Below are 19,522 nucleotides of genomic sequence, written 5' to 3' on the forward strand. Positions count from 1 at the left end.
CGCTTCGCTTCTTTGGGCAATGGCTTCACTTATATCCAATTTTGTGAAAAATTTAAGGGACACTTTTGCATCAATAATATAAAAATACAAAAAACCGGCTGTCATAAACAGCCGGTTTAATCTCAGTTGTTTCCCTGTAGGGCCACAGACGCAGGCACCCCTGCGGCACATAAGAGTATCCGCTTAGTGCTGCTTCCTTCCGGACCTGACACGGTTCACAGACTCCTATTGCGCAGGACCCGCCGCCTGCGGTCCTACAGAAAAACAAAAAGCCGCTGACCGCGGCAAACTTTTTTTAAGTGGCGGAGAGAGAGGGATTCGAACCCTCGGTACGGTTTCCCGTACACACGCTTTCCAGGCGTGCACCTTCAACCGCTCGGTCATCTCTCCAGGTTGAAAAAATCAGGGATTATGCTATTGTTTACCGCTTAAAAATAAACTTGCGGCTGGCTTAATCCAGCCGCAAGTAACAGTATACTGATTTCCGGAAGATATGTCAAGAGTTTCCATCAAGATTATGTAAATTTTTTTTCACTTCTCTATTAATCATTACTTACTTCATCAGCAGGCAGCAGCAGCAGTGAGCGCTCGGAATTAAGCGTAACGTTCTGAGCTGTTGCCCCCATTACCAGACCTTTGACCAGGCCGGCACCGGTTTTGGTCATCGCGATCATCGACACATTTTCTTCTTCCGCCCAGCGGCAGATTTTTTTAGACGCCGCCCCTTTATCGACCAGATAAGAAGCTTTGATCCCAAAAAGTTTCATCTCGGCCACCAGTTCTTCCATCCGCGATTCGGCATTCAGCAGCTTGCTCTCAAGATCGCTCTGATTGCGGCTGCGTTCCACTACATGTACGAACACCACTTCCGCTACATGCTCACGCAGGCTGCGGATCAAATTGAGCGCCACTAAAGATTTCTTAGAAAAATCGGTCGGTATCATCAATTTACGCAACATATCATCATCGGCAATATTGTCGCTGTCACCGTCGGTTTTGGCAACAAACAATGGCCGCTTCGAAGATCTGGCAAGATCAAAGGTCGTACTGCCCAGCAAGGCACTTCTAAAAAAACCCTTTCCATGCGAAGCCACTAAAGTCAGATCTACTTCTTTATCGTCGCCGACGCGGGTTATTTCTTCAAATACCTCGCCCCAGGGCATTTCGATACTTACTGCTTCATAACCGTTGCGCATCAGCTCGTTGGCATGCCCCTGCAGCTTGCTGTAAACCTTTTTATAACTGCTACTGTAAGGATCTGCGTCCTCTTCTTCATCGAATACATAAGCTAGAATAATTTCTGTATTTGTATCGGGGCACAGACTGTACAGGCACGGCAGCAGTATTTCTGACTTAGGCGTAAGATCCATTGCTAACAAAACTCTTGTAAACATGTCGTTCATTGCTCCTCTTTATCTAAAAATAGCTTGCGTCGACAACGCCGGCAGTTCCTGCCGACAATCTTTTTTCATCCTATTTAAATAGTTATATTTCGCCATTTATAAAAAAAATCCTGCCTTATTATTGTAAGTTGACTTTGAACAGGTTAAAATATATACAGAAATTTGAATTTATACAAAAGGAGCTAATGCGATGTTAAAGCAAAAAATCGACACAGCCGCACTCTTTGCTCAGAAAAAAACAGAAGTTCAAAGCAGCGCGCGCACTTTGCTGATACTTGACGGCCAGGAAAACGCCTATATTTCTGCCGATGAACTTACAGAAGAGCTTTTAGCAATTCCGGAAGAAGGTGCTATCTGGCTTGATATGTCATTATTCGGCTCGCACGATCAGGTAATGACCGTCGCCCGCTCCTTCAAACTGAGTCCCGCTACTCAAAACATTTTAGAAAATAAAAAACAGCAGCCGCGTTTATTCCGCGACGGCAACAACAGAATCCTCGTCTGCCGCCACCTGCAGCTAAACGAAAGCGGCAATGCCGTTTATAATAATATTTGTTTCGCCGCCAGCGCCAACAGGCTACTTTCTCTGCAGCATGGCCGCTGTGACCGTTTAAAAAATGCGCGTACGCTGGTAACAACCCTGCAGAAGCCGAATAATACGATCCCGCAGGCTTTGACCCTGATTTTAGGCAAGATCCTTGACGACAACTGCGAGGTCATCAATTATCTGGAAGAACGGCTGCAGCTTCTGTCTGCAGCTTACAGCGAACAGGATGAACATCCGGATCCCAAAGAACTGCTGCGTCTGCGCCGCAGCCTGGTCACTGCCAAACAGGCGGTCTATCCGATGCGCCGCATCGTCAGCCGCGCCTTGCGTCAGGACCCGCCTTTAGTTATCGGCAGCGATAATGCCCCCGAACTTTTGACGATCAAACTGGAAGGCGCCGTACTTACCTTATCGGTCGCCGAAGAATTACTGACTTCTCTGGAGCGGCTTTGCGTCAATGCCGCTGCTGAACGCAGCGCTGATATTCAGGCTACGCTGACTACAGTGGCAGTCATTTTCCTGCCGCTGATTTGTATCAGCAGTATTTTTGCCATGAATTTCCAGTATATGCCGGAACTGAAATCCCAATGGGGCTATCCGCTCTGCCTTGGCGTTATGGCATTGATTGCTATCTTTACGCTTAAAAAATTACAACGTAAAAAATGGTATTAATATTTCAAAATTATATTGAACCTCAAATACGCAAAAACCATCTGTACTTAAAGTACAGATGGTTTTATCAGTTTTCAGGCGTTGAATACCTTACCCGGGTTAAGAATATTTTTAGGATCAAGCGCACGCTTGATTTCTTTCATCATTTTCATTTCTACCGGCTCCGTATATTTTTCCATGGCTTCGACCTTCTTAGCTCCGATGCCATGCTCGCCGGAAAGACGACCGCCCAGACTGTAAACATAAGGATAAGCTTCAGCATGGAAACGGCTTACTTCATCTTCCCACTGCTCGTCGCTCATCTCGCCTTTCAAAATCTGGAAATGCAGATTACCGTCGCCGGCATGAGCCAGCGTAAAGAGTTTAAAGCTGTAATTTTCCGCAACCTTGGTCAGATGGCGGATACAGTTAGCGATTTGATCGACTGGTACAACAAGATCATCAGAAGTGCTGACCAGACTCAAAACGCGCGTAGATTCCAGACAGTTGCGACGGAGCTTCCACACACGGTCATCAGCCTCTAAAACATCAGTAGCGCCACTGGCACTGCAAATCTCGTCCAGCTGTTCCATTTTGCTTTCCAGCTCATCTTCATTAAAGGTCTCTACCGTCACAATAACATAAAAACCGTCTTCATAATGAGGCAGCTTCAATTCACAGTAATCGCTGGAGCTGCGTACAAACGCATTATCCATAAACTCCACGCTCGTCGGATTCAACCCCGCTTTGATCAGGTTCGGCACCAAACCGACAGCTTTATCCAAATCGGTAAAGATCGCCAGCAGATCCAGTTTATACGGACACAGAGGCAGCAGCTTTAAAGTGGCTTTAGTAATAATGCCCAAAGTACCTTCACTGCCCATGATCAGCTGTTCCAGGCAATAGCCCGTCGATTTTTTCTTCAGCCGTGCGCCCACGTTAACGATATCGCCGGTAGGCGTAACTGCTTCAATCGCATAGACCTGATCGCGGGTAGTGCCGTAACGTACAGCCTTATTACCGCCTGCATTAGTGGCAATATTACCGCCGATCAGACAGCTGTCGGCGCTGCAGGGGTCGCCTGCATAGAGGAAGCCGGCCGCATTGGCTTTTTCCTGAATTTCTACTGTACGCGCGCCAGCCTCGACAACCATATACATACCTTCAGTATTCAGCTCTTCGATTTTGTCCATCCGTTCCAACAGCAGAACGATACCGCCATAAACAGGGATCGCACCGCAGGAAACACTGGTCCCTGCACTGCGGGGTGTTACCGGCACATTATATTGATTGGCGATTTTCATGACCGCCGCAACTTCTTCTGTGCTGCCAGGCCAAATTACGACCTCCGGCAGATGATGATAACGGGGATCAGTTTCCTCGTCAGTTTTGTACTTTTCAAGGGTTTCGGCATCGGTCCTTACATACTCCGCGCCCAAAGCCGTTTGCAGAGCTGCTACCACTTCTGCGCTGACCGGTTCGTATTTACTCATAACTTCCATTCCTTTCTACTGTCCTACAAAATAAGATTTTATCTTTTCCGCAGCATACTGCCGCTGCAGTTCAATAACTTACAGATCAAAGATCTTGCCCGGGTTCAAAATCAGCTGCGGGTCCATTGCCGCCTTGATCGTGCGCATGATCACCAGCTCGCCGGCCGGGGTATATGTTTCCATTTCTCTGAGTTTTTTTGCGCCGATACCATGCTCGCCGGCCAGACGCCCGCCGATGCTGTAAGCATAAGTATAAACCTCTTTATGGAAAGCTTCCACTTTGTTTTCCCATTCTTCGTCGCTCAATTCGCATTTGCATAAAACGATATGCAGATTCCCGTCGCCGATATGCGCGTTGATTTTGACCGGGAAAGGATATTTTTCGCCTATTTTCATAATAAACTTGATCGTACCGGCGATCTCATTAACAGGAACTACCACGTCGTCCGTCAGGGAAACCAGACTGATCAGACGTACAGACTCCTGACAGTTGCGGCGCATATCCCAAATACGTTCATCGGCTTCCAGCACATCGACAGCGCCGGCAGCACTGCACAACTCATCCAGCTGCTCCATTTTCAGATCCAGCTCGTCCTCGCTGAAAGTCTCCACTGTGATGATAACATAAATGCCGTTCTCATAATGAGGGGCTCCCTTAAACTCCAGATAGTCGGCCGTACCGCGCACATAGGAATTATCCATATACTCCACACTGGTCGGATTAATGCCGGCCTGCATGATTTTCGGCACTACGTCCAAGGCCTGCTCCGGATCGCTGAACACAGCCAGCAGATCAAATCTGTAAGGCGGGATCGGCTGCAGCTTAAGCGTCGCCTTAGTGATAATGCCCAGCGTGCCCTCACTGCCCATAATCAGCTGTTCCAGGCAGTACCCGGTCGATTTTTTCTTTAAACGTGCTCCCAGCTCTACGATCTCACCAGTCGGTGTTACGACCTCGACAGCGTAAACCTGGTCACGGGTCACACCGTAACGCACCGCTTTATTGCCGCCGGCATTAGTGGCGATGTTACCGCCGATCAGACAGCTTTCAGCGCTGCAGGGGTCGCCTGCATACAGAAAACCAGCCTCATTGGCATATTTTTGAATATCGACAGTACGCACACCGGCTTCAACCTCCATATACATGCCTTCGGCATTCAGCTCGATGATCTTGTTCAACCGTTCCATTAAAAGGACAATACCGCCGCATACAGGAATAGCGCCGCCAGCCAGACTGGTGCCGCCGCTGCGGACAGTGACCGGCACATCATATGTATTGGCCAGCTTGATAACAGCCGCGATCTCCTGCGCGTCCTTCGGCAGAACAACCGCCTCCGGCAGATGGAACTTGCGCGGATCAGTTTCTTCGTCAGTCTGATATTGCTCTAATTTTTCAGGCTCGGTCAAAACGTATTCAGCACCGACGATAGTCTTTAAATCCTCCAGCACTGCTTCCGTTACGGGAGCGTAAGTTTTCATATTTCATCTTTCCTTTCCTTCTGTACTGCCAGCTCGGCAGGCGTAATCTCCGGGTGCTTATACCGAGTTTTCTGATCGGGTTTTAAACGTCCCAGGCTGATAGCATTCTGCGGACACCAGTGCGCACAACCGAAGCAATGCACACACTCGCTGCCAAAAGCAGGCTTACCAGCTGCCATAGTTATATTGCCCGCGGGGCAGACCTCGGCACAAATGCCGCAGCCGACACATTTATCATCAGCGCAGCTCAGCTTACCGAACTGCTTGATCTTATCCAGCACCCACATACCGGCAGCTGTACCGCCATACTTCCACAAAAAACCACGATCCAGATGCTGATAATTATCATACTTATTTTTGATATTACGGGCGATCAGTCCCAATTCAGCCGGAGCGTTGCGCAGCAGCTTCTCCTGACGTGCCTGCGGCGAAGGAAAGACGATACTGTTATCAGGCAGCGCCACCTGAGCGCCATATGATAACCGCAGCTCACGCTGCTTTAAAAGCTCTTTCCCCTGACCCAGCGCCTGTCCAGACATCGCGCCCATAGTCACTACTAAAAAGATATACTGAGGCACCATTTTCACCTGCTGCAGAAAAGCCTCCACTACAGGCGGCAGCGCCATACAATAAACAGGGCAGACGATACCGACAACTTCGTCCTGCACCTCGTAAGGCGCTTTTAAATAACCGGTAATGCCTTCCAGCCGGCACTGCTCCAGTTCCTGCGCGATACTTTTAGCGGCATACAGGCTGTTACCTGTGCCACTCAAATAAAAAATCACTGCCATGAGGTTCGCCTCGCTTCTTTGATAATCCGTCAAACGGCAGATAAATAACCGCTTCCATTATATACCAAATGAAGTTGGATAGTCAAAAACGACATATGATCCAAATTTATCTGCTAATAAAAAAAGACACCCGTAAGAGCGTCTTTTCATTCCTGCTATTATCATCAACTATCCGTACCAGCTCCATTAGCTATAAAGAGCAAATACACACCTTTATTCTAACGATTTGCAAAAACATCATATTCTGTTATCGTTATTTTATCACTCATAAATCTTTTTTCAGTATCTCTGTAAAATTCAACTTTTGTTTTCTCCCATTTACCCTTCTGATAGCCATAGTAAAAGCGCCAGTGCTGCATAGCATTAGAAAGATATGATTTCTCTGCTTTGGAGGCTTCTTCTTTGGTAGGATAACTGCCTGTAAATATTTCAGTGTATCGCTCAACATCAAGTATGCCTATATAAGGGTACATGACAGAATCATTTTTTTTAACATCCAAAGAATAAACAGGTTCCAGATTCCGCACCTTGAACCAATGTCCTGAACCCTGCAGTCCATGTTTAGAGGGATCAAAATAACGTATGTGGACAGCATCTTTTTTATAGGTAGCGAGAACAGGCTGCATAATATCCTGCACATGCACTTTAAAAGAATCCACTACAACCTGCTCATCAGCTAAACAAGAAGCGCAGACCAAAAGCAATGCCATAATTAAAATCAGCAAACGTTTTGTCATTTCTCTCACCCTTTCAGCTTGATTATACAATGCTGAAATTTTACATTAAATCAAATTTACAATGCAACTTCTTTTATTTTCTGAACTGCTGTTACAAAAAGCTCTGTCAACGCAGAGTTTTTTGCTTAGCTATTTATATCAGAAATTACGCTGATAGCTGATACCGACAACTTTAGCATAGTTATCATGGCTGCGGGCGGTATCATAAGTATCACCAGCTGCTACATGTCCTTTGATGCTCAACCCATCGATATCGATAAAGCCCAAGGTCATGGCAAGCGTCTGTTTTTTATCGTGGTACTGGAAGCCCAGACTGTAGGTGCGGCGGGCACCGGTCGGCACGATAAAATCGGCGCCGTCAAAAGGTATTACCGATTCATCATAAGCATAACCGCCCATGATGGTATATTTGTCACTCAGTTTATGTTCTACGCCCAAAGCATAACGCCAGCCGTTGCTCCAGTTTTTTGGAGAAGCAATAGTTCCTAAACCTTCAATGTCGATATTCAAAGCATCATAAGTACTCCATTTGGTATAGGTACCGTTCAATTCTACCCGAGTACGGTCATCAAATTTATGATTGTAACCAATAGCCCAGCTGTCGGGCAAAGTTACTTTGCCATAGGCATCTCTTTTTATACTCATACCATTTACCATATAAGCTTTAAAATCTGCTTCCATACTGTGAGTCACCTTGCTGCGGTAAACCAGGCCGATCTCATTTTTAGAATCAAAAGCATAATTGGCAGCCGCATTCCAGCCTAAAGCCCAGCTTTCGCCCTTTGTTTGCGTAGCTGCACCCCCCATAAATGGAATTTGAGAATTTTTCTGCAGTTCCAGACCCACATAATTGACTTCCGCCCCCACGGCCGCACTCCACTTGTTGTCAAACTTGCGGGCATAGGTCGGCGTCAGGCTGGCGCCGTTCAAGCGAGAGAAAAAGGCATTAGATGCAACTTTAGAATCCCGTTCAAATTCTGAGATCATGCCGAAACGGCTGAACAACCCTACACCAATCCAGTCTTTGTCGTTGAGCTGTTTGACATAGTAATTGCCGGGAGCCCAACCGGCATGTACGACGTTTTTACCTTCGTCAATAGACTTTCCTGTAGCGTCATAAGCCGTATATTTGCCATGCGGGCTGATATAAACCGCACTCTGTTTAAAAGCTTCGCCCCGCACTTTGGTGATTGACGCCGGATTGTAGGCAATATTGGCGGCGTCATTCTCAGCAAACATTCGCGCTCCGCCCATAGCCACACCTTCAGCTGACCACTCGTTGATCGCAAAGCCTTCGGCCCCAGCATCGACAGCCGGCACAGACAAAACACAGGCCAACCCTATTATCGTAAAATGTTTCTTTAAAAACAAAACAGACACCTCACAATTAACAAAATTTTCCAATATTAATAACAATATTTTAACAGCTTTTGCTTTTTATTGTGGAGAAAGTTTTAATCCAACAATTAAATTATTTTTTATAATATATTTAGCTTGCATTTTTCAACCTTTTACGTCATAATATTAGTTGAAAGTTCAACTAATATGGCGGTGAATATTATGACAAAACTGCATAATGACCTACTGCGTGACATCGGCACGCTGGCGCGCACGATCCACTATCTTCATGATCTGCATTTTAAGGAACTGGCGCTGCAACGGGGACAGTTTATTTTTCTGACCCGGATCTGCGAAAATACGGGTATCAATCAAAACGATTTATCGCTCTTATTAAAAGTCGATAAATCTACGACTGCCAAAGCTGTCCAAAAATTGACCGCTGCCGGTTATATAAACAGGCAGCGCAGCAGCGAAGACCAGCGGCACTGGCAGCTTTTCCCAACAGAAAAAGCTCTCCTGCTCTACGATCAAATCATCACTGAAGAAAACACCAGCCTGCAGTTGTGTCTGCAAAATTTTACAGCGTCAGAACGCAAAGAACTGAACAGGCTGTTCAAAAAAATGTGTGCCAATCTGGAAACACACTGGCAAAAAACAAAGGGTCAAAAACAAAGGGTCAAAAACAAAGAATCGAGGTGCAATGATGCTGCGTTTGGCAACTATGCAGGATTTAACACGGATCATGGCTATCGTGCAGGATACGGTCAGGGAAATGCACGCTTACGGCAACTACCAGTGGGACGAGGTTTATCCAACTGAACAGGATTTTGCCGCAGACATCACCCAAGGCGATCTTTTTGTATCAGAAGCTGAAGGACAGATCTGCGGCCTGATCTGCATCAATCAGACCGAACCAGCTGTTTATGCTGATGCCGGCTGGACTTTGGCGGAAAAAGCCCTGGTCCTGCATCGCATGGCAGTTGACCCGGACCTGCGCGGCCGCGGTACCGGCTCTGAATTGCTGCAGCAGGCTGAAACGCTCGCTCTCAGTCTGGGACTGCGTTATTTAAAAACAGATACCTACGCCCTGAACGAAAAAGCTCAGCAGCTGTTTCTAAAGCACGGCTATCATTTCTGCGGTGAAATCCAGTTCCGTAAAATGGAGCACCAGTTTTACTGTTATGAAAAAGTACTGTAAAATAAAAACACACCCTTTAAAAAGGGTGTGTTTTTACTTATAAAGCAGGGTCGTCCACGCCGTTGGCCTTAAAGGCATTGGCCCTGTCGATGCAGGTGCCGCATTCGCCGCACGGCCTGTCGCCTCCTTCATAGCACGACCAAGTATATTGATAAGGAGCACCCAAATTCAGTCCCAGCTCCACTATTTGCGCTTTATTTTTATTCAGCAGCGGTGCTTCCAGATGACACAATTTACCGCTGCCTTCATAAATGGCAGTATCCATAGCCGCATAAAACTCCGGCGTACAATCCGGATAAGCCCGTCCAGCCGCATCGTCAGCATGAGCGCCATAACAGATCGCATCAGCTCCCAATGAAATGGCAATAGCGGCAGCAGCGCTGATCAAAAGGCCATTGCGAAACGGTACATAAGTCGCTACCGTACCTTCGCCATGCTCAGCCAGCTGCTGCGCGTAGCTTTTATGTTCGATGGCTTCACTGCTGGCAGCCAGCAGTGAGCAATTACTATAGGACATGATGCCGGCAATATCCTGCTCCAGTAAACGTACACCATAATAAGCCGCAACCTTACGGGCTGCTGCCATTTCCCTGCTGTGCTTCTGCCCGTAAAAAACACACAGCGCCGTGACATTTTCCGCACCGCAGACCTGCACAGCCTGCGCCAGACAGGTGGTGCTGTCGATACCGCCGCTTAATAACACTACTTTTTTCATACTGCAACCTCCGTCACAGATCGCGCCTGATGATGGCAGGCGGTAATTCTTCCCAGGGCTTGTATTGAATCGTGCTGCAAAATACATAAGCCTTATAACGGTCGGCAGCTGTTTCAGCCGTTGCCGCTTTGGCCAGATCACGCTCACCGGCTTCACTGACCGGATAATACCTGAAAGCCTCCGCAAACAGCTGTGCCGCTTTTTCGTCATCACCATTATTATGTTCATGCTCAGCTAAAAATTTATAGGCAAAATAACGGTAAGGATTGATACCGTCGTTTTCAGCTTCCAGCTCCAGCATCTTTTCCGCTTCCTGTACAGCCTGCTCTTCTTTGCCTACCTCACGCAGAATCGCCAGCCGGCGATAAAACATATCGCCGCGGGAAGCGCTGCGGAAGGGATGTTTATAAGCCCGGCTCAATGCATAGGCCTGATCCAGATAATTCAAAGCGGCATCCTCATTATGGGCCAACTTCCAAACGATTTCAGCTATATCCCGCAGGCACAGCACTTTATGTTCAGCTTCGCTGAGGCCCATTTCCGGTGCATCCTCCATATCAGGCTCCACATCAAGTATCGTTGCCAGGACATGCATCGCGGCTTCTACCTCATCCATCCAATATAAAGCGCGCCCCACCGTCGAGCGGCAGCGCCAGTCGTTATAGTTGCTGATCATACCGCGGGGGACCGGATATTCACCGCCGGCCACATGGTTCACACACGCCTGCCATTCCTGTTCGTTCATAGTCAAGTCACACTCCTTACTGATTCTTATATTATTATTGTAGCATATTGCCGCCGCAGCGGCCTAAATAAAAATAACGCCCTCCTGCTTTTACAGCCTTTGCAAATAAAAAAGCGGCTGCCCGGCCGAAGCCAAAAGCAGCCATAAATAAGGGAAAGCGTTTTTAAAGCAGACTCACTTTTCGTTGCGCACATAACGGCGCGGCATCCGCGGACTGACGCTGCAGACCAGCTCGTAGCAGATAGTACCTGCCCACTGCGCAACCAGTTCCATCGGCAAATCTTTGCCGCCGAAAACGGTGACTTCGTCGCCCACTTTGACCGGAGGCAGGTCGGTAACGTCAAGCATCACCTGATCCATACACACGCGGCCCACGATAGGAGCCCTGCCGCCGCCAACCAGCATATAGCCCACGTTGGAAAGACGTCTGTTGACGCCGTCGGCATAACCGACCGGCACCGTGGCAATAACACTGGGACGGCTCAATGTATAAGTACGCCCATAACCGATAGTCGCACCGGCAGGCAGGCTTTTGACAAAGCTTACCGTCGATTTGACCGTCATGACAGGCTCAAAATCTTTATAACAATCGCTCATATGCGCAGGATGCAAACCATACAAAGTAATACCCTGACGCACCATATCCATCTGATATTCACGCAGTTCTGTCAAAGCGGCACTGTTGGCGATATGTGCCAGCGGTACCCTGATACCCTTCTCCCTGATCAGCTTCAGCGCTTCCTGGAAGCGTTCAAACTGATGCGCGGCATAGGCTTTGTCATCAGCATCTGCCGTTGCAAAATGCGAGAACACTCCTTCGATCTCAATGCCAGGCAGCGCCGCGGCCTTAGCCGCAAATTCACCCGCATCGCGAACATGTACGCCGATCCGATGCATACCGGTATCAATAGCGATATGGATCCTGGCTTTTTTATTCAATTTAACAGCCGCTTCGTTAAGGGCATATAAACGTTCTTCGTCAAAAACGGCGTGACTGATATCAAACTGCACTACAACATTGGCAGCTCCCGGCTGCAGCGAACCCAGCACTAAAATAGGCAGCCTGATACCTGCTTCACGCAGCTCAAGACCTTCCTGCAGCAGCGCTACGGCCAGAAAATCAGCGCCGTTCTTTTCGGCTTCGCGGGCTACCGCTACCGCGCCATGTCCGTAAGCATCAGCCTTGACAACGGCACACAGCTTAGTATGGGGATCAAGATTGCTTTTGGCGATCTGCACGTTATGCGCCACGGCATCAAGATTGATCTCGGCCCACGCGCCCCGGTCGATATGATACATAAAACTAAACCCACCTTCACAAAAAAACGCAGGACACGTACGTCTGCGTGCGCCTGCGGCTGATACAAAATCCAATGACCTTATGGTCAAATTATATGCTTTTTAAAATGATTTGTCAATAATCTGCAAGGCTTCGACGCCGCAGGCGTCTGCCATTCCACCGCTTATTTGGAGGCAGTTTCCTGATCCTGTCCGTGACAGCTGGGTCCGCAGCCATTACAGCCGCTGCAGCCGGTACAACCGCCGGAAGATGTTTTTTTGAAGACGCTACGCAGTGCCAAAATTGCCAGAGCCACTAAAATACCGCCAATAATATAATCAGCCATTTTTACACCTGCTTTCGTTCACGCTGCGCCATTACGGCTTCTGCCGCAGACGCTTTATTGTACCATAAATTTAAATTCACTCAGGTTAGCTTTCGCTAACCACATTGTACTACGTTCCTGCTTTTTTGGCAAGCACTTAAAATATTTTTTACAGATAAGACAAATATTTTGAAACCAAAAAATTTAAAATATTTTACAGGAAAATCAAGCTGCAGCCACTTAAGCTTCTACTTTCCAGCGATCGAAAAAACTCAGCCTGCTTTCATACAAATGTACAAACCGCCCTACTAAAACTGCGGCCACTACTGTACCGGCTCCAACTCCTTGTAATGTACCGAATTCCACCCAGGAAATAATAATCGCTAAAGTGACCAGCGATATATCGAAACAATTTTTGATCAGGCTGAACTTTTTTTGAGTAACAAAAGCCAGTACACTGACCACACCTTCGCCCGCAACTAAAAAGATTTTAGCGCGCACCTCCAGAAAAACACCCAAAGCCAAGACAACAATGCTTAAAAGGCAAGCAAGCCATTGCTCCAGCGCACTGCCCGGTATAAACCAGTCCAACAGACCCATTGAAAAATCAATGCTGCAGCCAAAAGCCAGCGTCGTCAGCAGCTGGCCCACCAGCTCCCTTACATAAAGCGCCCTCAGAATAAGCGGCTGCGCCAGGATCATAACAATGTTCATCATGATCGTAATATCACCCAAACTAAAAGGTAAAAACATACTCATAACCCACGGTACACTGGAAATCGGCGATGTGCCCAAGTCGGCCTTACAGGACAGAGCGATACCAAAAGTCATTAAAAATATCCCCACGGCAAACATCGCCAGCCGCGGCTTAAAATGTTGATTATGGACTGATCCCAATTTACTTTTCCTTCTTTCAAAACATAACAGGCAAGCTCCAAATAAAAAAACGGTTCTCAGCATGCAAGAAACCGTACGCTCAAGCCATTGGATTGTATCTTTATTTTACCATAAATCATGCGAATATAAAATATGACCCGACATCTACAAATAAACGTCCGCATCAAAAGCAGAAAGCCTGCCGATAAAAGGCAGGCTTTCCACACAGGTACACAAAAGGGTGAACAGGAAAAAGAGATTTTGAAAAAGTTGTTTTTTAGAAGCTGTAAGTTACATTGAGCATAAATTTACTGTTTTGAGCATGACTGCCTTTCTGGCAGGCATAGCCTAAGCCATAAGTCCAATCACCTTTTTCAGCCTCCAGGCCCAGTTTGCCGACAAAGAAACCGCTGTCCATGATATCATAGCCAAGTCTGTCGGTCGCATTTACACCCGGAACGGTAATATCCATCGCAGTATTTTTATCACCTAAAGTCCAAACATAAGCGATATCGGCTGTCGGACGCACTTTCCAGCCTCCGGCAGTAACGCTTTCATGGCTGATGCTGATGCCTACCGGCAACAACCACAAATCAGCTTTATCGGTACTGTAATGAGCGGCCGTCTTCCCGTCGATACTGCCGTTATAGCTGTCCGTATCAATATTCATATAACGCAGGCCCGCATACGGTACATAGCTCGTTCCATGCCCATTGCTGATAAGTTTTTCACCTTTGACTCCCATACTGATGACCTGCGTGTCAGGTTCGGCCTTGATTACGCCTTTGACGTCACTGCTGGTTTTGCTGTAACCGACATCGAAAATCAGATTGGTATCGCCGTTTTGGATACCGCCATAGTAGCTGAGGCCCCAGAAGTCAAATTCATTTTTAGAGGCGCTGCCGGTGCTGTCGCCGCTGCCATAACTGAAAGCTATGCCGCTGCTGTATTTGCCACGGTCTGCAAAGTCGCCGCCGATGATAACACCGTTGTATTGTCCGTCATAGCTGACGCCGCCCATGTTATCGACTTTATCTTTGTTGTGGATATATTGTGCCCAGATGCCGCCGTTGTCAGCAGTATCAACAGCAGCTTTGCCGAAGCCGCCGCTCTGTTCTGCAGCCGCCTTGGCCAGGGACAGATGTTCCTGCGCCGCCGTCCCCAGATCCAGGGCTGCTAAAGCACCCGTGCGGGTAGCGCCGCTGTTTTCCGCTCCCTGGGCGAAGGAGTTGACTGCCACAAGCGTCTGCGCATTACTATTAAGGCCGCTGATCGCATTGCTCAGATATTTGATACCCGCATAAGGCGAATCAGTTTGAGAGCTCATTGCATCAAGAATATTCGGCAAAGCTACGCCCGGCAGAGCTTCGCTGGCTTTAACTTTCTGCGTGCTGACGGTAAAGCTGCCGCTACTATAGCTGCCGCTGCCCTTGACCAGTTTGTTCAACAGCAGGTTCGTACCGTTCCAGCCGCCGTCTGTAACATCGCTACCGCTGTTCGTAAAGCCGCTGACGATGGTATATTGTTTATCGGCCTGTGCATCGGCGATATAAAGTTTGGCGCCGGAATCAACTTTTAAAGTCGCAGCGCTGCCATTACTGATAGTAATCGTAGCCGTGCCGCCTGCTTTTAACGCTCCGTCCATCGTCAGTGCGGCGTCACCGGCGACCATCAGCAGCGAGCCGGCTGCGAAAGTTGCGGTGTTGGCCGCAGCAAGATCTTTGCTGTCGCTTACATGAGTCAGGCTGCCGTCGACTTTGATGCCGCCTTTCGTGCTGTCCATGGTCTGCTCGTAATCGATATACAAAGCAGCGGTGATGTCATTTTGCCCCCAGGTCAATCCGGTATCGGCAAAGGCGGCTTCCGCTTTCGCCGTATCCGCAGTGCCCAGACTCAAGACTGAATTTTGTCCTACGGTCAGTTTTCCGTCTACCTGGTTGCCGTTAAATTTCAGCCCTGCTTTAGATGCTGTCTGAATCATACTACCATCTTTCCAGGCAGGGTCCAGCATGAGGCTGGTACCGCCAAGCTGTACATTTTTAGCAGTCAGCGTGCCGGCGCTGTCAGCAGCGCCGACTGCTATAGAAGCACCGCTATTATCCGCAACTGTCAACGTTTCTGCTGCCAACGCACCTGTAACTTCAACTTTGCCTCTGTTCAGGTTCAAGGTGCCGACGTCTACTGTGCCGGCTGCGGTGACAGTGCCTTCTTTTTTGGACGTGCCGACGCTAAGCTCATTTGCCGTTAAAGAGCCGGTAACGGCTACGGTCCCCTGCTGCAAATCCACTTTGCCGGCTGTTATAGATCCGGCAGCGTCTATCGTACCCGTTTTATTATTAATGGCATCGCCAACTGTAAAGTCTTGCATCGTTGTCAGATCCGCACCTGCGTTGACAGCTACCGTTCCTTCTGTGGCTGTGATCTTATCAACTGTAAAGCTGCCTGCTTCTACAGTCATCTGGCTGTCGGACTGCAGGGTTACATTTGCGTTCAAGGTGCCGCCGCTGCTTTCTGCAGCCGCATTGCCAAGGGTCAGGGTACCGGCACTGTCGCTGTTACTGCCTACCGTTACAGTATTATTGGAACCGGTGCCTTTCAGCAGTTCACTGCTGCCGTCGCCAACCAGTGTCAGCCCGGTATCGTTGCTGATAGTGACGCTGGCATCAACAGTGCCGCTGTTACTGCTGAAATCCAGGTCTTTGACGCCCAGGTCATTATTGACACCCGTCGCGCCTTCAGAGTAAATGTCGTCACCTACGTTCAAGGTGCCAGTGCTTACCGTACCGGTGACATTGGTATGGACGGCACCTGTCGGCGCCAGGTCGTCTACAGTGGCCTTGTTGTCTACAGGCTGATCTTGCAGTGTACCGGTCATAACGATCGTGGTTTTGGTATTAGCACCTACACCGCTGTCATCAACCTTTCCCAAAGCCTCACTGTATACCTTGCTGTCTGCCAGAGTATAACTGGTATCACTAATAGCCAGTTTACCGCCATTGAACAATACTTTTTGGTCAACACCCGCAATAACTTTTTTACCACTAGTATCAGCTTCAAAAACCTTATCCGACGCAGCTTTCAACACGCCTTTACCAGTGACAATCAGTGAATTATCAGCTAAATCAAATTTATTAATATCGCTTAGATTATCAATATTCAAAGTACCGCCGCTGACGGTGATCGTACCGCTCACAGCAGCAGAAGCTCTTTCTCCAGCACCTTTGGTTACAAATTTGTCGACTGTATAGGTTGCCTTGTCACCGCCTCCCAAAACTATGCCGCCGGCATCAGCCGTAACCGTGCCTTTAACAACATTGCTATCGCCTGCCAGCGTAATGATACTGTCTGCATCTTTAGCCGTAACGTCGCCTGTCAGCGCAACCGTTTTGCCGGCACTGCCAAGAGTAATATTGGCTTTGGCAGCAGCATAAAGAGAGTAAGAATCATTTTGACCGTTTGTAGTAATAATAACGTCACCTAAAACTGTAGTTTTACTATGTTCACCTTCTCCATAAATTCCTACCGCTTCACCCTTTAGAGCAGTAACATCAAGTTTTAAACCTTTACCTATGTAAACTTCGCCACCTGTGTTATCAGCAGCAAGAGGATCATTATAAATGCCATAGGCACTGCTTTCATTACTGATAACTGTTCCCATAAAATTGCCTTTTAATTTTACATTGCCATTATAGCTAAAATTGTTTGTATTATAAATGCCATTTGCATAACCATTAGCCTCTACCGTAGTAACAATATCAGTAGCTGCAACAGAATTTATAGTCGCCCCATACTGGGCATAGATACCGACTGTTGTTGAATCCCCTTCCCTCACAGCTTTATTGTTGACTGCCGTAATATTTACTTTTTTACCTGTAAAATTTATTGACCCAGGAACGCCAGAACCCTGTACAGCAGCAAACCATGTAGCTTTACCTTCAACTTTAATATCCGTCTTGCCTCCATTAAAAACAACAATTGTAGCATTATTATCATCTGGATCACACTGCACATTAATACCGGCAAACTGGCTCTGTTTATTTTTACTCTCGGTAGCACTCCAATCATCTTTTAAGTCAGCCTTTAAATCAATTGTAGTATTGCCGTTAAACTCAATCGTACTCACATTGGCACGCACACCATCACAATATACAGTATGCCCTTTTTGCTCGCCAACAAGAGTGATTCCATCACTATTTAAAATTATTTTTCCGCCTTTATTGTCCGAAGCATCAATAGCAAAAATCCTATCATTAATAGTTCCATTTTCCACAGAGGAACTTACGTCTATGGTCAAATTACTGCCATTTACAGTAATATCAGATCCACCTGTCGCATCGAGTCCATAAACCTTGCCGCCATTGGTGCTAGAAACTGTCAAGTCTACAATTTTGCCCTTACTGCCGATAGTGATCTCGCTGCCTTTCTCAGCATAAAGAGCGTGCGCACCAGTTTTGCCTGTGGCGGTGATGGCGGTATCCCCTAAGATACTAGTTTTATTATATTTACCAGAAGCACCAATACCTATTGCTTCACTATTACTAGAATTAACACCTAAATTCAAATTTTTACCGATGTAAATATTTCCATCAGTCTCCGCTTTTACCTCGTCTGACAATTCTCCTAAAATGCCACACGCAGCACCATTTTCACTGACGACATTTGCTGTAAGACTTCCTTTTAATTCAACATTTCCATTATAACCGGCATACTCACTTATATAAACTGCAACTGCATCGCCATTCTTGGAATTTACACTAGCATTGACATCCGAATCGGCGCCTGATTTTACATGCGCTCCATATTGGCTGATAACTGCTGCAGAAAATCCATCAGCAATATTCGTAGCAGTAAGATTGGTTACTTTACCGTTCAAATTTACTGTTCCAGGAACACCTGATGCTCTAATAGCAGCTACAGTCGAACCTGCTCCCCCTTCAACCTTTATGTCAGTTTTTTGATTATTAAAATTGACAACAGTTTCATAACTATTACCAGGGTCACATTGAATATCTATGCCGTGTACTTGATCCGTCACTTGATCAGCCTTAAGATCAATAACGACGTTGCCATTAAAATTAGTCGTGCTTTGATAAGCCAACACACCTTGACAAACACTGCCAGTTCCTATTTGCACTGCTTTTATTGACGTATCATTACTGTTAAAAGTAATAGTTTCACCATTATTATTAAAATTTTGTACGCCAATTATTCTGGCATTATCAGTAGTGATATCAATATTTAATTTATCACCGTTAACAGTAATATTCGTTCCATTGAATGCCTCTACCCCAACTACTACATCATTATTAGAGTTTTTGCCTTTACTTACTGCTTTAATTATAAAATCACCGTTCAAATTAAGGTCATTATATCCATTATTTCTAATACCTCTCACAGTATCAGCATTTAACGCAAAACTATAATTACCGTTAACATTTAAAACGCCATTACCTACATTAACTATCCCCATAGCTCTACCATTTGTAGCTGTTACTACACTATCCACCATAACGCCCGGTTTTGCAGTAACTGTCATAGTTGAATCTTGTGTATGTCCTATAGCCGCATATCTATTCGTAACACCTTCAAATTCGCCATCATCGGCAACAATATCCATATTACTGGTAATGATCATATCTTGATCCTTAATCGTACCAGACGCCCAAACGTCCCCCCCCAGATATACAAACGGACATTACGCCTGCTGCAAGCAGCGAGCACAGTACTTTCCTTTGTAAATCCTTGTTTTTTGCCAAGCTTTTTGATCTCATCATCAAATCCCCTTTCCAAATTTTGACCACTTTAACCACTATATTCAAAATCCTGCACCATTTTTAAACAACTTTTTTAATTATTGTAAAAGTGCTTCAAATATATTATAGCACTTTAGTACCCCCCCACAAGACATAAAGATTTTTAATAGCCGTTGTCCTTCTGCGCTT

Annotated in this window: 15 protein-coding genes, 1 tRNA gene and 1 other RNA gene; 3 read left to right on the forward strand and 14 right to left on the reverse strand. The window is 46.8% G+C overall.

The genetic code is table 11. From position 1 onward, the window contains the following. Positions 1 to 145: 145 nt before the first annotated feature. The 3 genes from ffs to C8D73_RS04850 all read right to left on the reverse strand — a co-directional run bounded on the left by ffs (position 146) and on the right by C8D73_RS04850 (position 1,403). Positions 146 to 245: signal recognition particle sRNA small type (gene ffs, locus C8D73_RS04840), an RNA gene on the reverse strand. A 55-nt stretch (positions 246 to 300) separates the two neighbouring features. Further along, positions 301 to 390, reverse strand: a tRNA-Ser gene (locus C8D73_RS04845). 152 nt (positions 391 to 542) lie between these two features. After that, positions 543 to 1,403 carry a universal stress protein gene (locus C8D73_RS04850; protein WP_113077479.1) on the reverse strand — a complete coding sequence of 287 codons (861 nt, stop codon included), beginning with the start codon at positions 1,401 to 1,403 and terminating at the stop codon, positions 543 to 545. A gap of 190 nt (positions 1,404 to 1,593) precedes the next feature. On the opposite strand from C8D73_RS04850, the gene C8D73_RS04855 reads away from it, so the two are divergent. Further along, entirely contained in the window at positions 1,594 to 2,622 is a 1,029-nt protein-coding gene (locus C8D73_RS04855; protein ID WP_021719038.1) for a magnesium transporter CorA family protein, read from the forward strand. A 74-nt stretch (positions 2,623 to 2,696) separates the two neighbouring features. Here the strand turns inward: C8D73_RS04855 and C8D73_RS04860 are convergent, their stop codons facing one another. From C8D73_RS04860 to C8D73_RS04880, 5 genes are all read right to left on the reverse strand, one after another. Beyond that, a complete protein-coding gene (locus tag C8D73_RS04860) occupies positions 2,697 to 4,094 on the reverse strand; it encodes an FAD-binding oxidoreductase (protein WP_113077480.1) in 1,398 nt (465 codons plus the stop codon). Between the two features lie 78 nt (positions 4,095 to 4,172). Further along, positions 4,173 to 5,573 carry an FAD-binding oxidoreductase gene (locus C8D73_RS04865; RefSeq protein ID WP_113077481.1) on the reverse strand — a complete coding sequence of 467 codons (1,401 nt, stop codon included), beginning with the start codon at positions 5,571 to 5,573 and terminating at the stop codon, positions 4,173 to 4,175. Then, positions 5,570 to 6,364, reverse strand: coding sequence for an EFR1 family ferrodoxin (locus C8D73_RS04870; protein WP_113077482.1), 795 nt, complete (start codon positions 6,362 to 6,364; stop codon positions 5,570 to 5,572). The genes C8D73_RS04865 and C8D73_RS04870 overlap by 4 nt, the downstream gene beginning before the upstream one ends. A gap of 218 nt (positions 6,365 to 6,582) precedes the next feature. Further along, positions 6,583 to 7,101, reverse strand: coding sequence for a hypothetical protein (locus tag C8D73_RS04875; protein WP_113077483.1), 519 nt, complete (start codon positions 7,099 to 7,101; stop codon positions 6,583 to 6,585). 138 nt (positions 7,102 to 7,239) lie between these two features. Beyond that, complete coding sequence (locus C8D73_RS04880) at positions 7,240 to 8,472, reverse strand: OmpP1/FadL family transporter (RefSeq protein WP_170123169.1); 1,233 nt, start codon at positions 8,470 to 8,472, stop codon at positions 7,240 to 7,242. A gap of 189 nt (positions 8,473 to 8,661) precedes the next feature. Between C8D73_RS04880 and C8D73_RS04885 the strand changes: the two genes are divergently transcribed. Together C8D73_RS04885 and C8D73_RS04890 are read left to right on the forward strand one after the other, a co-directional pair. After that, on the forward strand, positions 8,662 to 9,261 hold the full coding sequence (locus C8D73_RS04885) for a MarR family winged helix-turn-helix transcriptional regulator (RefSeq protein WP_146739220.1): 600 nt from the start codon (positions 8,662 to 8,664) through the stop codon (positions 9,259 to 9,261). Beyond that, complete coding sequence (locus tag C8D73_RS04890; protein ID WP_211305781.1) at positions 9,185 to 9,640, forward strand: GNAT family N-acetyltransferase; 456 nt, start codon at positions 9,185 to 9,187, stop codon at positions 9,638 to 9,640. Before C8D73_RS04885 ends, C8D73_RS04890 begins: the two co-directional genes overlap by 77 nt. A 37-nt stretch (positions 9,641 to 9,677) precedes the next feature. On the opposite strand, the gene queC is transcribed toward C8D73_RS04890, so the two are convergent. The 6 genes from queC to C8D73_RS04920 form a co-directional block, all read right to left on the reverse strand. Beyond that, positions 9,678 to 10,355 (reverse strand): 7-cyano-7-deazaguanine synthase QueC, encoded by a 678-nt coding sequence (gene queC, locus C8D73_RS04895; protein ID WP_021719047.1) that lies wholly within the window; start codon positions 10,353 to 10,355, stop codon positions 9,678 to 9,680. 13 nt (positions 10,356 to 10,368) lie between these two features. After that, positions 10,369 to 11,100: a hypothetical protein gene (locus tag C8D73_RS04900; RefSeq protein ID WP_113077486.1), complete on the reverse strand. Its 732-nt coding sequence runs from the start codon at positions 11,098 to 11,100 to the stop codon at positions 10,369 to 10,371. Between the two features lie 174 nt (positions 11,101 to 11,274). Then, on the reverse strand, positions 11,275 to 12,399 hold the full coding sequence (gene alr / locus C8D73_RS04905; protein WP_021719049.1) for an alanine racemase: 1,125 nt from the start codon (positions 12,397 to 12,399) through the stop codon (positions 11,275 to 11,277). Positions 12,400 to 12,563: 164 nt separating this feature from the next. Beyond that, the gene (locus tag C8D73_RS04910) at positions 12,564 to 12,725 is read right to left on the reverse strand and encodes a FeoB-associated Cys-rich membrane protein (RefSeq protein ID WP_113077487.1); all 162 of its coding nucleotides are present in this window, start codon (positions 12,723 to 12,725) and stop codon (positions 12,564 to 12,566) included. A gap of 219 nt (positions 12,726 to 12,944) precedes the next feature. Continuing rightward, positions 12,945 to 13,601 (reverse strand): YczE/YyaS/YitT family protein, encoded by a 657-nt coding sequence (locus C8D73_RS04915; protein ID WP_021719051.1) that lies wholly within the window; start codon positions 13,599 to 13,601, stop codon positions 12,945 to 12,947. A 256-nt stretch (positions 13,602 to 13,857) separates the two neighbouring features. Continuing rightward, entirely contained in the window at positions 13,858 to 19,215 is a 5,358-nt protein-coding gene (locus C8D73_RS04920) for an autotransporter domain-containing protein (protein ID WP_113077488.1), read from the reverse strand. Positions 19,216 to 19,522 lie beyond the last annotated feature (307 nt).

Origin of the sequence: Phascolarctobacterium faecium DSM 14760 (genome assembly GCF_003269275.1) — a bacterium.
Lineage (GTDB): Bacteria > Bacillota > Negativicutes > Acidaminococcales > Acidaminococcaceae > Phascolarctobacterium > Phascolarctobacterium faecium.

Coding starts and splice junctions, on each gene's coding strand:
- C8D73_RS04850 (WP_113077479.1), bottom strand. CDS start 1,403: ATGAACGACATGTTTACAAGAGTTTTGTTAGCAATGGATCTTACGCCT.
- C8D73_RS04855 (WP_021719038.1), top strand. CDS start 1,594: ATGTTAAAGCAAAAAATCGACACAGCCGCACTCTTTGCTCAGAAAAAA.
- C8D73_RS04860 (WP_113077480.1), bottom strand. CDS start 4,094: ATGAGTAAATACGAACCGGTCAGCGCAGAAGTGGTAGCAGCTCTGCAA.
- C8D73_RS04865 (WP_113077481.1), bottom strand. CDS start 5,573: ATGAAAACTTACGCTCCCGTAACGGAAGCAGTGCTGGAGGATTTAAAG.
- C8D73_RS04870 (WP_113077482.1), bottom strand. CDS start 6,364: ATGGCAGTGATTTTTTATTTGAGTGGCACAGGTAACAGCCTGTATGCC.
- C8D73_RS04875 (WP_113077483.1), bottom strand. CDS start 7,101: ATGACAAAACGTTTGCTGATTTTAATTATGGCATTGCTTTTGGTCTGC.
- C8D73_RS04885 (WP_146739220.1), top strand. CDS start 8,662: ATGACAAAACTGCATAATGACCTACTGCGTGACATCGGCACGCTGGCG.
- C8D73_RS04890 (WP_211305781.1), top strand. CDS start 9,185: ATGGCTATCGTGCAGGATACGGTCAGGGAAATGCACGCTTACGGCAAC.
- queC (WP_021719047.1), bottom strand. CDS start 10,355: ATGAAAAAAGTAGTGTTATTAAGCGGCGGTATCGACAGCACCACCTGT.
- C8D73_RS04900 (WP_113077486.1), bottom strand. CDS start 11,100: ATGAACGAACAGGAATGGCAGGCGTGTGTGAACCATGTGGCCGGCGGT.
- alr (WP_021719049.1), bottom strand. CDS start 12,399: ATGTATCATATCGACCGGGGCGCGTGGGCCGAGATCAATCTTGATGCC.
- C8D73_RS04910 (WP_113077487.1), bottom strand. CDS start 12,725: ATGGCTGATTATATTATTGGCGGTATTTTAGTGGCTCTGGCAATTTTG.
- C8D73_RS04920 (WP_113077488.1), bottom strand. CDS start 19,215: ATGATCATTACCAGTAATATGGATATTGTTGCCGATGATGGCGAATTT.